Genomic DNA, 14030 nt, shown 5'->3' on the forward strand with positions numbered 1-14030 from the left:
GGTTGGGAACAGGAATAAACCCATGAGCTTAGGCGATGACAAGAAGTTCGGTGGAGCCGGCGGTTGAACCAGCCTTCCCCGAGCGGAGTCCTGCAGCAGCAGCCAGTGAACTTGCATGAATGTCCTCTTTGATGGACATTTTTTCCTTCCCACCACAAAATGTGGCGTATGCAGGACAAAATCAGGCTTCCCATCGAGCTTGGACAGGCAATCAAGCGCGCGCGAAAAGAAAACCGCCTGAAGGCGACCGACATCGCTTCACGCTCAGGCCGCGCGCGCAACGTCCTCTACCGCCTGGAACGAGGGGAAGACATCACCCTCGCCTCGCTTTTCGACATCCTGCGCGCCATGGATCTCACGATCCGCCTGGAACGCCTGGGCATGCCGACGCTGGAGGAAGTCACGCAGCGCTTCGGACAGGATGACGACGATGCTTCCTGAAAAGATCAAGCAGCTCGACGTGGAGATCGCCGGCGCGTCGGCCGGGCAGTTGCTCAGGCACTCGGTCTACGAGTTCCGGTATCTCGACGGCCGCCCGGATCAGCCCGCTGTCGCGCTGCTCATGCCGCCGGCGCGGCCGACATATCAGGATGGCGACCTCTTCGCCGTCATGGACCAGAACCTGCCCGAAGGCGACCTGTACCTGCGCCTGCGCGCGATGTTCCCCAAGCAGCAGCTCACGCCGATGCACCTGCTCGCGGTGATCGGGTCCAACGGTATCGGGCGGCTGGGCTTCCGGCTGCCGGGGGCCCAGCCGCTAGCAGCGCCCCGGATCATCGACCGCAAGACCTTGCTAGGGACCCGCTACACGCCCGAGGTGTTCGACGAACTGGTAAGGGCGTACCTGAGCACGGGTGCCGGCATTGCCGGCATGCAGCCGAAGATCATGGTGCCGGACCGGGTCACCCTCCCTGTGCCCACGATCATCGTGAAGGCCGCCGCACCGTCCTATCCGGGCCTGTCGGCCAACGAGTTCATGTGCCTGACGGCCGCGGGCCACGCCGGGATCGAGACGCCCACGTTCGACCTCTCGGACGATGGGCAACTGCTGCTGGTCGACCGGTTCGACATCGCGGCGGATGGGTCTCGCATCGGTTTCGAAGACATCGCGGCGTTGATGAACCTTCGGGTGCGTGACATCCAATCCGACCGGAAGTACCAAGGGAGCTACCAGCGCATCGCCGAGCTGATGCAATACCTCCAGCTGCCCAGCGAGAACCTCGAGCGCTTCTTCGAGCAGGTGGCATTCAGCGTCATGGTGCGCAACGGCGACGGCCACCTCAAGAACTACGGCCTGCTGTACACCTCGCCGACGGACTGCCGCCTGGCACCGATGTTCGACGTGGTGACCACCGCGATCTACAGGTACACGCGCTATGAAGGCGGTCCCGAACTGGAAGACCGCACACTGGCGCTGAAGCTCTTCGCCGGCAAAGGCCGAACGAAAGCCTATCCGACGACCGAGGAACTGCTGCTGTTCGGCAGCAAGGTATGCGGGGTCGCAAAGCCTGCTGTCGTTCTCGAGCGAATCGCCGACGGAATGCGAAAGACGTTGGACCAGGCGCGCGGCGACCAGCGAATCCCGAAAGACCTGCTGCTGAAGATGCGAGACACGTGGACCGACGGGATGATCCACGCCAGGGCGCGGTAGCCGCCGAGACCATCCGTTCGCGGGCTCCAGCTCCTAGCGGAACTGTTTTCTCAGGAAGTTGCGATGCCGCGCGATGTGCTGCATCTGCGCCGGCGCGATGGTGCCGCCGAGGTCGACCTCGTCCGCCCCGTTGAGCACCGCGTTGGCATTGGCCATGGCGCGCGCCACGACTTCCTCCTCGCTCACGCCGAGCTGCGCCGCGAGGTCGAGCGCCACGCGGCGCATCGCGCGTTGCGAGAGCATCCACATCGCGCCGAAGCGGTCCCATGCGAGCGCTGCCTCCTCGGCCTTTTCGCGGTCCGCGAGGATCTCGTTGAGCGGTTTGGCCAGCACCGCGTCGAGCGCCTCGATCTTCTCGGCGAGGGCCTCGTTGCGTGCGATCGCCTCTTCCAGCGTGGGGCCTGCGTCTTCGGTCTTCGCCTTGGGCGGCTCCGGTGGCGGAATTAACGCGGCCTCCGCGTTCGCGGGCACGATCTGCAGCTTGTCGGACAGGTTGGTCATGATTTCTTTTCCGTTGGCGTTGGCTGGCTCTTCCTGTTCGACATCGCGGTCGCGCGCAGGCCTGGCAGGTCGAGCACGCGCAGCCCGCCGTACTCCACGCGGATCAGCCCCTGCGCCGACAGGGCGTTCAGCGCCTCGTTGACCCGCTGGCGCGAGAGGCCGACCAGGTAGGCCAGCTCCTGCTGCGTGATTCGCAGGACTTCGCCCACGCCCGGGTACAGCACCGGGTTGAAGAGCGACACGAGATTGCGCGCCACGCGCGCGTCGGGGTTGTTGAGCCGGTCGATTTCCAGTGCCGCGATGAACTGGCCGAGCCGTTCGTTGAGCTGGTTCATCACGAAGCGGTTGAAGCCGATCGAGTGGTCGAGCAGCCAGTGAAAGCTCTCGATCGGCAGGCCGGCGATCAGGCTGCGCCGCAGCGCCTGGATGTTGTAGCGGTAGGGCTCGCGCTTCATCACCGTGCCTTCGCCGAACCAGCCACCGGGCGGCACGCCGGTGTAGGTGACGGAGCCGCCGTCGGCGTTGTCGTTGCTCATCTTGAGCAGTCCTTCCACCACGCCGAACCAGTAGGTGGGCGAGCGCCCGACGCGGCACACCAGGTCGCCGGGCTCGGCCTCGCCGACCACTAGGGCCGCTTCGGCGCGGCGCCGCTCGGCGGGCGTGAGCGTGGGCAGCCACGGGATGCCCTCGAGCTCCTGCGCATTGGCCGGGCGCACCCGGTCCCTGATGGTCGAACCGCCGAGCGCACTGTTGTGGTTGGGATTGCCGTGAGGCATCGGGAAACTCCGGGGAGTAGTGTCCCTAGGATTGTCGTTGGAACGACAAGCGGGCGTCAAAGTGAGACCTACGATCCGCCCACTGTGCAAACACCCGCCCCTACCTTTCCCCGTCTGCTGCTCGCGCACGCCGAGGCCCAACCCGAGGCGCCGGCGATGCGCGAGAAGGACCTCGGCATCTGGCAAACCTGGAGCTGGAGCGCCGTGGCGCAGGAAGTCCGCGAGACCGCCTGCGGCCTCGCGAGCCTGGGCTTCAGGCCCTTCGACAACCTGGCCATCGTCGGCGCCAACCGGCCTCACCTGTACATGGCGGCGGTCGCGGCGCAGAGCCTGCGCGGCGTGCCGGTGCCGCTGTACCAGGACGCGGTGGCCGGCGAGATGGTCTTCATGCTGCAGGACGCCGGCATCGAGTTCGTGATCGTCGAAGACCAGGAGCAGGTCGACAAGCTGCTCGAGTGCCGCGAGATGCAGCAGGGCAAGCAGCCGGGCATCCGCTACATCATCTACGACGACCCCAAGGGCCTGCGCCACTACGACCAGCCCGGCCTCATGAGCCACGAGCAGCTGCGCGCGCTGGGCCGCGAGTTCGACAAGAGCAACGTCGGCTACTACGACCGCGCGGTGGCCAGCGGCGAAGCCACCGACGTGGGCGTGATCCTCTACACCTCCGGCACCACCGGCCGGCCCAAGGGCGTGTGCCAGACGCACGCGAGCTTCATCGCGGCGGGCCGCGGCGGCGTGGAGACCGACAGGCTGGGCCCCGGCGACAACATCATGAGCTACCTGCCGATGGCGTGGGTGGGCGACCACCTGTTCTCTGTGGCGCAATGGCTGGTGGGTGGCTTCACGCTCAACTGCCCCGAGTCGAGCGAGACGGTGATGAACGACATGCGCGAGATCGGCCCGAGCTACTACTTCGGCCCGCCGCGCACCTTCGAAGGGCTGCTCACGGCCGTGTCGATCCGCATGGAAGACGCGGCCGCGCCCAAGCGCTGGCTGTACGCGAAGTTCATGGCGCTGGCGCAGCGCGTGGGCGCGGACATCCTCAACGGTGCGCCGGTGAGCACGAGCGACCGCCTGATGTACCGCCTGGGCGACCTGCTGATCTACGGCCCGCTGCGCAACGTGCTGGGCATGAGCCGCATCCGCGTGGCCTACACCGCGGGCGCGGCCATCGGGCCCGACCTGTTCCGCTTTTACCGCTCCATCGGCGTCAACCTGAAGCAGTTCTACGGCCAGACCGAAACCTGCGCCTACGTGTGCCTGCAGCAGGACGGCAAGGTCAAGCTGCAGACCGTGGGCACGGCCGCGCCGGGCATCGAGCTGAAGATCGCCGAAGACGGCGAGGTGCTGGTGCGCGGCGTGTCGGTGCTCAAGGAGTACTACAAGCGCCCCGACGCCACCGCCGAGGTGCTGGACGCGAACGGCTACTTCCACACCGGCGACGCGGGCGTGCTCGACAGCGAGGGGCACCTGCGCATCATCGACCGCGCCAAGGACGTGGGCCGGCTCGTGAGCGGCGCGATCTTCGCGCCCAACTACATCGAGAACAAGCTCAAGTTCTTCCCGCAGATCAAGGAGGCCGTGTGCTTCGGCAACGGCCGCAACGAGGTCTGCGCCGCCATCAACATCGACTACGAGGCCGTGGGCAACTGGGCCGAGCGCCGGGGCCTGGCCTACGGCGGCTACGTGGACCTGGCCGGCAAGGCCGACGTGCTCGCGCTGGTGGCCGAGTGCATCGCCAAGGTGAACGCCGACCTCGCCGCGGAAGACGGCATGGGCGAGACGCAGATCGCGCGCTTCCTCGTGCTGCACAAGGAACTCGACCCCGACGACGACGAGCTCACCCGCACGCGCAAGGTGCGCCGCGGCTTCATCGCGGACAAGTACGCGGTGCTGGTCGACGCGCTCTACGGCGGCAAGGCCGAGCAGTTCATCGAGACCCAGGTCAAGTTCGAGGACGGACGCACGGGCTCGGTGAGTGCCACGCTGAAGATCGTCGACGCGAAGCGCTTTCCGTTGATCAAGGCGGCCGCATGAACGCGCACAACCTCACCGAGGCATCCATGCTTGCAACAACGACTCGAGGCGGCCGCAAAGATGGCGAGGTCATCCTCGATGTGCAGAACATCAGCTTGAGCTTCGGCGGCGTGAAGGCGCTGACGGACATCAGCTTCAACGTGCGCGAGCACGAGGTGCGGGCCATCATCGGGCCGAACGGCGCGGGCAAGAGCTCGATGCTGAACTGCATCAACGGCGTCTACTGGCCGCAGCAGGGCTCCATCACCTTCCGCGGCAAGACCTTCAAGCACATGAACTCGCGCCAAGTGGCCGAGATGGGCGTGGCGCGCACCTTCCAGAACCTCGCGCTCTTCAAGGGCATGAGCGTGCTCGACAACATCATGACGGGCCGCAACCTCAAGATGAAGAGCGGCCTGTTCGCGCAGGCGCTGCGCTGGGGCCCGGCCGAGCGCGAGGAGCTCGCGCACCGCGAGTTCGTCGAGCACATCATCGACTTCCTCGAGATCCAGGCGCATCGCAAGACGCCCGTGGGCCGCCTGCCCTACGGCCTGCAGAAGCGCGTGGACCTCGGCCGCGCGCTCGCGATGGAGCCGCAGGTGCTGCTGCTGGACGAACCCATGGCCGGCATGAACGTGGAAGAGAAGCAGGACATGAGCCGCTTCATCCTCGACGTGAACGACGAGTTCGGCGCGACCATCGTGCTGATCGAGCACGACATGGGCGTGGTGATGGACATCTCCGACCGCGTGGTGGTGCTGGACTACGGCAAGAAGATCGGCGACGGCACGCCCGACGAGGTGCGCAACAACGAAGACGTGATCCGGGCATACCTCGGCGTGGAACATTGATCATGGGCTTTTTCCTCGAAACCCTCTTCGGCGGCCTCATGGTGGGCATGCTGTATTCGCTGATCGCCATCGGCTTCGTGCTGATCTACAAGGCCTCGGGCGTCTTCAACTTCGCGCAGGGCGCGATGGTGCTGTTCGCGGCGCTGGCGATGGCGCGTTTCGCCGAATGGTTCCCGCAGTGGTTCGGCTTCGAAAGCCAGATCCTCGCGAACATCCTGGCCTTCGTTGCGGCCATGGCGGTGATGGTCGTCGTCGCCTGGCTGATCGAGCGGCTCGCGCTCAGCAAGCTGGTGAACCAGGAGGGCATCACGCTGCTGATGGCCACGCTGGGCATCGCCTACTTCCTCGACGGCGTGGGCCAGACCATCTTCGGCAACGACATCTACAAGATCGACGTGGGCATGCCCAAGGAACCGCTGATGGTGCTGGAGAACACCTTCCAGGGCGGGCTGCTGCTGAGCCAGGAAGACCTGATCGCCGCGCTGGTGGCGGCGGGCCTGGTGGTGGTGCTCGCCATCTTCTTCCAGAAGACCGCCACCGGCCGCGCACTGCGCGCGGTGGCCGACGACCACCAGGCCGCGCAGTCCATTGGCATTCCGCTGAAGCGCATCTGGGTGATCGTGTGGTCGGTGGCCGGCTTCTCGGCGCTGGTGGCCGGGATCATCTGGGGGTCGAAGCTGGGCGTGCAGTTCTCGCTGTCGCTGGTGGCGCTGAAGGCGCTGCCGGTGGTGATCCTCGGCGGTCTCACCTCGATCCCGGGCGCCATCATCGGCGGCCTGCTGATCGGCGTGGGCGAGAAGCTCTCCGAGATCTATCTCGGGCCGATGTTCGGTGGCGGCATCGAGATCTGGTTCGCCTACGTTCTCGCGCTGGTGTTCCTGCTGGTCCGTCCGCAAGGACTCTTCGGCGAAAAAATTATTGATCGCGTATGAAATACGAGATCAACAATTTTTCGGTGCAGGCTAACTTGCGAAGCAAGTCAAGCGAAGCGGGCCGGAGCCAAAAGATCATCGATCGGGTCTGAAAATGTTCTACAGAGAAAACGGCCAATTCAAGTCGAGCTACCGCGCCGACCAGCAGATCTTCCCGATCGCGCAGGACCGCATCGCGATCCTCGTGCTCCTGCTGGTGGCTTTCGTGGTGGTGCCGCTGGGCGTGTCCGACTACTGGATGCGCGCCATCCTCACGCCCTTCCTGATCCTGTCGCTCGCGGCGCTGGGCCTCAACATCCTCGTGGGCTACTGCGGCCAGATCTCGCTGGGCACGGGCGCCTTCATGGCGGTGGGTGCCTATGCGGCCTACAACTTCCAGGTGCGCATCGAGGGCATGCCGCTCATCGCATCGCTGCTGCTGGGCGGCCTGTGCGCCACGGTAATCGGCGTGCTGTTCGGCATTCCGAGCCTGCGCATCAAGGGGCTGTACCTCGCGGTGGCCACGCTGGCGGCGCAGTTCTTCACCGACTGGGCCTTCCTGCGCATCCAGTGGTTCACCAACAATTCTTCTTCCGGCTCGGTGAGCGTGGCGGGGCTCAACGTGTTCGGCGTGCCCATCGAATCGCCGGCACAGAAGTACCTGTTCTGCCTGATCTTCGTGTCGGTGTTCGCGCTGCTGGCGAAGAACCTGGTGCGCAGCGCCATCGGCCGCGAATGGATGGCGATGCGCGACATGGACGTGGCGGCCGCGGTGATCGGCATCCGCCCGGTGTACGCCAAGCTCACGGCCTTCGCAGTGAGCAGCTTCATCGTCGGCGTGGCCGGCGCGCTGTGGGGCTTCGTGCACCTGGGCGCGTGGGAGCCGGCGGCCTTCAGCATCGACCGTTCGTTCCAGCTGCTGTTCATGGTGATCATCGGCGGGCTCGGCTCGATCATGGGCAGCTTCTTCGGCGCCGCCTTCATCGTGCTGCTGCCGCTGCTGCTCAACCAGCTGCCGGGCTGGCTGGGCTTCTCGATCTCCACCGCGTTGGCCTCGCACCTGGAGACCATGATCTTCGGCGCGCTGATCGTGTTCTTCCTGATCGTCGAGCCGCACGGCCTCGCGCGGCTGTGGTCCACGGCCAAGGAGAAGCTGCGGCTGTGGCCCTTCCCTCATTGATGAGTTCCCGTTCGTAGAAAACCCGGCACCGAGGTGCCCACAAAGGAGACAGGCATGAAACTGAAATCGCTCGCTCTGACCGCCGCCCTGGTGGCCGGCACCCTCGGCGCGGCGCTTGCGCCATCGATGGCCAGCGCGCAGGCCAAGGAGCAGTTCTTCCCGCTGCTGGTGTATCGCACCGGCCCCTACGCGCCCAACGGCACGCCCTGGGCCAACGGCAAGCAGGACTACATCAAGCTGGTCAATGCCACCGGCGGCATCAACGGCGTGAAGATCTCGTACGAGGAGTGCGAGACCGGCTACGCCACCGACAAGGGCGTGGAGTGCTACGAACGCCTGAAGGGCCGCCCGGGCGTCGCGCTCTTCGACCCGCAGGCCACCGGCATCACCTTCGCGCTGACCGACAAGGTGCCCACCGACAAGATTCCGCTCATCACGCTGGGCTACGGCCTGGCCGCCTCGCAGGACGGCGGCGTCTTCAAGTGGAACTTCCCGCTGATGGGCTCCTACTGGACCGCGGCCGACATCCTGATCCAGCACATCGGGAAGAAGGAAGGCGGCATGGACAAGCTCAAGGGCAAGAAGATCGCCCTCGTCTACCACGACTCGCCCTTCGGCAAGGAGCCGATTCCGCTGCTGCAGGAGCGCGCGAAGCAGAACGGCTTCGAGCTCTCGCTGATTCCGGTGACCGCGCCGGGCGTGGAGCAGAAGTCGGCGTGGCTGCAGGTGCGCCAGCAGCGCCCCGATTTCGTGCTGCTGTGGGGCTGGGGCGTGATGAACTCCACCGCCCTGAAGGAGGCCGTGGCCACCGGCTACCCGCGCGAGAAGATGTACGGCGTGTGGTGGGCCGGCGCCGAGCCCGACGTGAAGGACGTGGGCGCCAATGCCAAGGGCTATCACGCGCTGGCGCTGAACACCTCGGGCACCCAGCCCAAGGTGATCCAGGACATCCTCAAGCAGGTGCACGACAAGGGCCAGGGCACCGGTCCGAAGGATGAAGTGGGCTCGGTGCTCTACACGCGCGGCGTGATCATCCAGATGCTGACCGTCGAGGCCGTGAAGCGTGCGCAGGAGCGCTTCGGCAAGGGCAAGGTCATGACCGGCGAGCAGGTGCGCTGGGGCATGGAGAACCTCGCGCTCGACCAGAAGAAGCTGGACGCGCTGGGCTTCTCGGGCGTGATGCGCCCGGTGAGCACCTCGTGCCAGGACCACATGGGCTCGACCTGGGCGCGCGTGCATACCTGGGACGGCGCGAAGTGGGGCGACATGTCCGACTGGTACCAGGCCGACGAGCAGATCATCAAGCCGATGGTGAAGGCAGCGGCCGACAAGTATGCGGGCGAGAAGAAGCTGACACGCCGCGAAGCAGCGGATTGCCAATCTTGAGCTAACCCCCCAGGCTGCGCGCACTTCGTGTCGCTTCGCCCACCCCCTTGCAGGGGGCAACACCTGCGGCCCGGCAAAGCCGGTTCCGCGGTGTTCCCCGAAGGGCGGCGGGCCAAGCGGGCATCTGAAAGAACGATGTTCTTGTTTTTTTCAAATGCTTCGGACCACACCATGAGCGAACCCAACATCCTCCTCAACGTCAACGGCATCGAGGTCATCTACAACCACGTGATCCTGGTGCTCAAGGGCGTGTCGCTGACAGTGCCCGACGGCGGCATCGTGGCGCTGCTCGGCGGCAACGGCGCGGGCAAGACGACCACGCTGCGCGCGGTGAGCAACCTGCTCGCTGGCGAGCGCGGCGCGGTCACCAAGGGCACCATCGAGCTGCGCGGCGAGCGCATCGAGGCGCTGTCGCCGGCCGAGCTGGTCAAGCGCGGGCTGATCCAGGTGATGGAAGGCCGCCACTGCTTCGCCCACCTGACCATCGAGGAGAACCTGATGACCGGCGCCTACACGCGCACCGACGGCAAGGCCGCGGTGCAGCAGACGCTGGAGAAGGTCTATGCGTATTTCCCGCGCCTGAAGACGCGGCGCACCTCGCAGGCCGCCTACACATCGGGCGGCGAGCAGCAGATGTGCGCCATCGGCCGCGCGCTGATGGCCAACCCGACGATGGTGCTGCTCGACGAACCCTCGATGGGCCTCGCGCCGCAGATCGTCGAGGAAGTGTTCGAGATCGTGAAGGACCTCAACGCCAAGGAGCGCGTGACCTTCCTGCTGGCCGAGCAGAACACCAACATGGCGCTGCGCTACGCCGACTACGGCTACATCCTGGAGAACGGCCGCATCGTGATGGACGGCGAGGCGAAGAGCCTGCGAGAGAACGAGGACGTGAAGGAGTTCTACCTCGGCGTCGGCGGCGCGGACCGCAAGAGCTTCCGCGACGTCAAGAGCTACAAGCGGCGCAAGAGGTGGCTGGCTTGATTCTCCTGACGTTTTCGCTGCGTTGCCGTTCAGGGCGCGATCACGCCGACGGGGTACCTTGCTCCGCGAATGTCCCCCGGCCTGCGGCCTCCTCCTTTATTTCGCTGCGCAAGGCACCCCATCGTCGTGATCGATGGACGCAGCGGTCGAACCGCCGGCACATGCCCCGAACGCATCGGCAGTGAAGAACTGAACCAAAACACGAAGGGTACGGACATGACCGACCACTACGACAAGCTCGAGATCCGAGACCCCGCCGAACGCGAACGCGACCTGCTGGCCGAGCTGCCGAAACAGATCGCGCAGGCGCAGACGGCTGCCCCTGCCTTCGCGAAGATCCTCGACGGCGTGAAGCCCGCCGACGTCACCACGCGCGAGGCGCTCGCGAAACTACCGGTCACGCGCAAATCGGAATTGCTCGACCTGCAGAAGGCGCGCCGCGCGGACGATCCCTTCGGCGGCTTCTCGTCGATCGTGCGCGGCCCGCGCATGCCGCGCGTGTTCGCGAGCCCCGGCACCATCTACGAGCCCGAGGGCGAGGCGCGCGACTACTGGCGCACCGCGCGTGCACTGCACGCGGCGGGGTTCCGAAGCGGCGAGCTGATCCACAACAGCTTCAGCTACCACATGACGCCCGCGGGCTCGATCATGGAAAGCGGCGCGCGCGCCATGGGCTGCACCGTGTTCGCGGGCGGCACCGGCCAGACCGAGCAGCAGCTCGAGGCCATGGTCGACCTCAAGCCCGAAGGCTATGCGGGCACGCCGAGCTTCCTCAAGATCCTGCTGGAGAAGGCCGAGGAGAAAGGCCTGAAGCTGCCCTCGCTCACCAAGGCGCTCGTCTCCGGCGAGGCTTTTCCGCCGAGCCTGCACGACTGGATCGCCGCGCGCGGCGTGAAGGGCACGCAGTGCTATGCCACCGCCGACCTCGGCCTCATCGCCTACGAGACCAGCGCGCGCGAAGGCCTGGTGCTCGACGAGGGCGTGCTGGTCGAGATCGTGCGGCCCGGTACCGGCGACCCGGTGCCCGACGGCGAGGTCGGCGAGATCGTCGTCACCACCTTCAACCCCGACTACCCGCTGGTGCGCTTCGGCACCGGCGACCTCTCGGCCGTGCTCGCGGGCACATGTCCCACGGGGCGCACCAACAAGCGCATCAAGGGCTGGCTCGGCCGCGCCGACCAGACCACCAAGGTGCGCGGCATGTTCGTGCACCCTTCGCAGGTGGCGGAGATCGCGCGGCGCTTTCCGGAGGTGCAGCGCGCACGGCTGGTCGTCGCGGGCGAGATGGGCGACGACAAGATGACGCTGCAGCTCGAATGCGCGGGCGCCGCGCCCGAGGGGCTGGAGGCGCGCGTGAGCGCCGTCATCCGCGAGGTGACCAAGCTGCGCGGCGAGGTCTCCGTGGTGGGCGCGGGCTCGCTGCCCAACGACGGCAAGGTGATCGAGGACGCGCGCAGCTACAAGTAACGGCGGTACAGCCCGCGCGCGGTGGCGCGCGTGAGCACCACCGTGAGCAGTGTGTAGACCAGCACGAGCGCCAGCGCGAAGCCGACGAGGCTGCCCGCGCTGTTGAAGCCGTGCAGCCACACCGCCAGCGCCAGCCACGCCAGCGCGATGGCGATGCAGAGCACCTGCACCAGCGCGAAAGCCAGCACCGAAGCCCCCACGGCCCTGAAGGGCCGCACCCTCGAAAGGCCGGCCGTCGCGCCCAGCCAGCCGCCCCAGAAGGCGAGCGCGAAGGCCGCCAGCGGCGGAACCACCCACGCGACCAGCAGCCCGGCGTCGTCCAGGCCGTGCGACATGGAGCTCCAGCGGCTCACGGCCGCGCCGCTCCACATCTGCAGCGACGCGAACACCGAAGCACCGACCAGTGCCACCGCGCGGCGCGGCGAGGCGCCGACCGCCGGAACTTCGCCGCCCTGCGATCCGGAGGGCTCGGCACGGCCGGCCCTCAGCGCGACCCAGGCCGCCAGCCAAACGCCCAGCACCAGCACGATCAACTGGGCCACCGACTGCAGGAACATGAACACCGGCATCGCCGCGCGCATGGAGGTGTAGCCGAGCACCTCATGCAGGCGACCGCCCGGCATGAAGAGCAGCTGCAGGTCGTACAGCAGCGGGCTCAGCGCATAGAAGTTCAGCAGCAGCACCACGACGTATGCCGCACCGTAGCGGATGCGCGGCCGGGGCAGCAGCGCGACGCTGTCCACGCCGCGCTTCTCGAGCGCATTTCGCCCGTGGCTCCAGGCCAGCGCGGCCGCGAGCACCCAGGCCATGCCGATGCTGAACACCATCGGGATCCACACGCCCGGCAGCGCATAGGTGCTGCGCAGCTGCTCGCTGTCGGGCGAGTCGGGCCAGAGCTGGATGGCCATGTTGAGCAGCACCATCACGGCATCGATGGCCACGGTGATGAGCGCGAGGTCGCGCGGCAGGCGCAGTGCCTGCGAGTGGGAAGAGGTCGCCGTCATGGAGGAATACTTTCGCCTTTCACGACGCATGACGCGGCCGGCGCGGCCATGGCATGCGGAAAAGGCGAGCGTATCGGATGACGGCGAGCGCCCCCTGTAGGCTCAGTGCGCGAGTGCGGGCTCGCCGGATTCCTCGGGCGCCTGCGGCGAGGGCCCGACATAGACCGACTGCGGGCGGATCAGCCGCCCCTTCTTCACCTGCTCGCGCGCATGCGCCACCCATCCGCCCACGCGCCCCGCTGCGAACACGCAGGTGAAGCTCTCGCGGCCGAAGCCCAGCGCCTCCAGCAGCAGCGCGGTGTAGAACTCGACGTTGGTCTCCAGCGCGCGGCCCGGCTTCTTCTCGCGCAGGATTACCAGCGCTGCCTGCTCCGCCGCCTCCGCCAGCGCGAAGCGCGCGGCGTTCACGCTGCCCTCCTGGCCGAGCCGGGCGAGCGCGCTCTTGAGCGCGTCGGCGCGCGGATCGCGCACGCGGTAGATGCGATGGCCGAAGCCCATGAGGCGCTGGCCGCTGGCCACGGCCTCCTCGAGCCAGGCGCGGGCATTGGCGGCGGTACCGATGGCATCGAGCGCATCCAGCACCGGGCCTGGCGCGCCGCCGTGCAGCGGCCCCTTCAGCGCACTGATGCCCGCGAGCACGGCCGACGCAAGGCCCGCGCCGGTCGACGCGACCACGCGCGCCGCGAAGGTCGATGCATTGAGGCCGTGGTCGCACACGGTGACGAGGTAGGTATCGAGCGCTGCACCCTGCGCGGGCGTGGGCATGCGGCCGTGCAGCATCCGCAGCATGTCGGCGGCGTGCGGCAATGCATCGTCGGGCGCGAGCGCAGGCACGCCAAGGCGCCAGCGCATCACGGCGGCCGTGTAGACCGCCGGCGCGGCCACGAGGCGCAGCGCCGTCGGCAGGTCGTCGCCATCGGGCAGGCGCGCCATCAGCGCGCGCACGGCCTCGATGGGCGGCATGCGGCGCAGCAGGGCATCGTCGTTCGGCTGCAGCAGCTCGAAGGCCTCGCGGCGCGCACGACCGACGGCCCGGCGCAGGGCCGAAGCGGAAGGCAGCGTGTCGAAGAAGCCCTCGAACAGCAGGCCCACCACGTCTTCATAGCGCCAGCTCTGCGCGATCTCGTCGAGCTCGTGGCCACGGATCACCAGCCGGCCGGCCTCGCCGTCCACCTCGGACAGCACGGTATGCGCGGCCACCACGCCTTCGAGGCTGCCATCGTCCTTGTTCATCGCTCTTTGCTCCATGGTTGTCACGATGACATTGATTCTGGGCCGCTGAATATTGACGTCAATCTTG

The 14030-nt window shown here is 67.0% G+C and carries 13 protein-coding genes; 9 read left to right on the forward strand and 4 right to left on the reverse strand.

Features of this window, described 5'->3' with window-relative positions:
- The first annotated feature begins 168 nt into the window (after positions 1 to 168).
- Both SFB74_RS31285 and SFB74_RS31290 read left to right on the forward strand, forming a co-directional pair.
- Positions 169 to 441: a helix-turn-helix domain-containing protein gene (locus SFB74_RS31285; protein ID WP_432728254.1), complete on the forward strand. Its 273-nt coding sequence runs from the start codon at positions 169 to 171 to the stop codon at positions 439 to 441.
- Complete coding sequence (locus SFB74_RS31290; RefSeq protein WP_432728255.1) at positions 431 to 1651, forward strand: type II toxin-antitoxin system HipA family toxin; 1221 nt, start codon at positions 431 to 433, stop codon at positions 1649 to 1651. Before SFB74_RS31285 ends, SFB74_RS31290 begins: the two co-directional genes overlap by 11 nt.
- A gap of 33 nt (positions 1652 to 1684) precedes the next feature.
- Here SFB74_RS31290 and SFB74_RS31295 read toward each other — a convergent pair whose 3' ends face one another.
- Together SFB74_RS31295 and SFB74_RS31300 are read right to left on the reverse strand one after the other, a co-directional pair.
- Positions 1685 to 2152: a hypothetical protein gene (locus SFB74_RS31295; protein ID WP_432728256.1), complete on the reverse strand. Its 468-nt coding sequence runs from the start codon at positions 2150 to 2152 to the stop codon at positions 1685 to 1687.
- The gene (locus tag SFB74_RS31300) at positions 2149 to 2928 is read right to left on the reverse strand and encodes a Crp/Fnr family transcriptional regulator (protein ID WP_432728257.1); all 780 of its coding nucleotides are present in this window, start codon (positions 2926 to 2928) and stop codon (positions 2149 to 2151) included. Before SFB74_RS31300 ends, SFB74_RS31295 begins: the two co-directional genes overlap by 4 nt.
- Before the next feature lie 84 nt (positions 2929 to 3012).
- Between SFB74_RS31300 and SFB74_RS31305 the strand changes: the two genes are divergently transcribed.
- From SFB74_RS31305 to SFB74_RS31335, 7 genes are all read left to right on the forward strand, one after another.
- Positions 3013 to 4968: an AMP-dependent synthetase/ligase gene (locus SFB74_RS31305; RefSeq protein WP_432728258.1), complete on the forward strand. Its 1956-nt coding sequence runs from the start codon at positions 3013 to 3015 to the stop codon at positions 4966 to 4968.
- Positions 4965 to 5798 carry an ABC transporter ATP-binding protein gene (locus SFB74_RS31310; protein ID WP_176665110.1) on the forward strand — a complete coding sequence of 278 codons (834 nt, stop codon included), beginning with the start codon at positions 4965 to 4967 and terminating at the stop codon, positions 5796 to 5798. Before SFB74_RS31305 ends, SFB74_RS31310 begins: the two co-directional genes overlap by 4 nt.
- A 2-nt stretch (positions 5799 to 5800) precedes the next feature.
- Positions 5801 to 6730: a branched-chain amino acid ABC transporter permease gene (locus tag SFB74_RS31315; RefSeq protein WP_432728259.1), complete on the forward strand. Its 930-nt coding sequence runs from the start codon at positions 5801 to 5803 to the stop codon at positions 6728 to 6730.
- A gap of 94 nt (positions 6731 to 6824) precedes the next feature.
- Complete coding sequence (locus tag SFB74_RS31320; RefSeq protein ID WP_432728260.1) at positions 6825 to 7889, forward strand: branched-chain amino acid ABC transporter permease; 1065 nt, start codon at positions 6825 to 6827, stop codon at positions 7887 to 7889.
- 54 nt (positions 7890 to 7943) lie between these two features.
- Positions 7944 to 9275 carry an ABC transporter substrate-binding protein gene (locus SFB74_RS31325; protein ID WP_432728261.1) on the forward strand — a complete coding sequence of 444 codons (1332 nt, stop codon included), beginning with the start codon at positions 7944 to 7946 and terminating at the stop codon, positions 9273 to 9275.
- Positions 9276 to 9446: 171 nt separating this feature from the next.
- On the forward strand, positions 9447 to 10259 hold the full coding sequence (locus tag SFB74_RS31330; protein WP_432728262.1) for an ABC transporter ATP-binding protein: 813 nt from the start codon (positions 9447 to 9449) through the stop codon (positions 10257 to 10259).
- A gap of 216 nt (positions 10260 to 10475) precedes the next feature.
- Positions 10476 to 11726 (forward strand): phenylacetate--CoA ligase family protein, encoded by a 1251-nt coding sequence (locus SFB74_RS31335; protein WP_432728263.1) that lies wholly within the window; start codon positions 10476 to 10478, stop codon positions 11724 to 11726.
- Here SFB74_RS31335 and SFB74_RS31340 read toward each other — a convergent pair.
- Together SFB74_RS31340 and SFB74_RS31345 are read right to left on the reverse strand one after the other, a co-directional pair.
- The gene (locus tag SFB74_RS31340; protein WP_432728264.1) at positions 11717 to 12730 is read right to left on the reverse strand and encodes a hypothetical protein; all 1014 of its coding nucleotides are present in this window, start codon (positions 12728 to 12730) and stop codon (positions 11717 to 11719) included. The genes SFB74_RS31335 and SFB74_RS31340 overlap by 10 nt on opposite strands.
- 102 nt (positions 12731 to 12832) lie before the next feature.
- Positions 12833 to 13963, reverse strand: a complete 1131-nt coding sequence (locus SFB74_RS31345; protein ID WP_432728265.1) for a citrate synthase/methylcitrate synthase — start codon at positions 13961 to 13963, stop codon at positions 12833 to 12835.
- Positions 13964 to 14030: the final 67 nt, after the last annotated feature.

This window comes from Variovorax xiamenensis (genome assembly GCF_050916385.1).
Lineage (GTDB): Bacteria > Pseudomonadota > Gammaproteobacteria > Burkholderiales > Burkholderiaceae_C > Variovorax.

What these genes read in the sequence shown, in the direction of transcription:
- SFB74_RS31285 (WP_432728254.1), top strand. Translation starts at nt 169, where the DNA reads ATGCAGGACAAAATCAGGCTTCCCATCGAGCTTGGACAGGCAATCAAG.
- SFB74_RS31290 (WP_432728255.1), top strand. Translation starts at nt 431, where the DNA reads ATGCTTCCTGAAAAGATCAAGCAGCTCGACGTGGAGATCGCCGGCGCG.
- SFB74_RS31295 (WP_432728256.1), bottom strand. Translation starts at nt 2,152, where the DNA reads ATGACCAACCTGTCCGACAAGCTGCAGATCGTGCCCGCGAACGCGGAG.
- SFB74_RS31300 (WP_432728257.1), bottom strand. Translation starts at nt 2,928, where the DNA reads ATGCCTCACGGCAATCCCAACCACAACAGTGCGCTCGGCGGTTCGACC.
- SFB74_RS31310 (WP_176665110.1), top strand. Translation starts at nt 4,965, where the DNA reads ATGAACGCGCACAACCTCACCGAGGCATCCATGCTTGCAACAACGACT.
- SFB74_RS31315 (WP_432728259.1), top strand. Translation starts at nt 5,801, where the DNA reads ATGGGCTTTTTCCTCGAAACCCTCTTCGGCGGCCTCATGGTGGGCATG.
- SFB74_RS31320 (WP_432728260.1), top strand. Translation starts at nt 6,825, where the DNA reads ATGTTCTACAGAGAAAACGGCCAATTCAAGTCGAGCTACCGCGCCGAC.
- SFB74_RS31325 (WP_432728261.1), top strand. Translation starts at nt 7,944, where the DNA reads ATGAAACTGAAATCGCTCGCTCTGACCGCCGCCCTGGTGGCCGGCACC.
- SFB74_RS31330 (WP_432728262.1), top strand. Translation starts at nt 9,447, where the DNA reads ATGAGCGAACCCAACATCCTCCTCAACGTCAACGGCATCGAGGTCATC.
- SFB74_RS31335 (WP_432728263.1), top strand. Translation starts at nt 10,476, where the DNA reads ATGACCGACCACTACGACAAGCTCGAGATCCGAGACCCCGCCGAACGC.
- SFB74_RS31340 (WP_432728264.1), bottom strand. Translation starts at nt 12,730, where the DNA reads ATGACGGCGACCTCTTCCCACTCGCAGGCACTGCGCCTGCCGCGCGAC.
- SFB74_RS31345 (WP_432728265.1), bottom strand. Translation starts at nt 13,963, where the DNA reads ATGAACAAGGACGATGGCAGCCTCGAAGGCGTGGTGGCCGCGCATACC.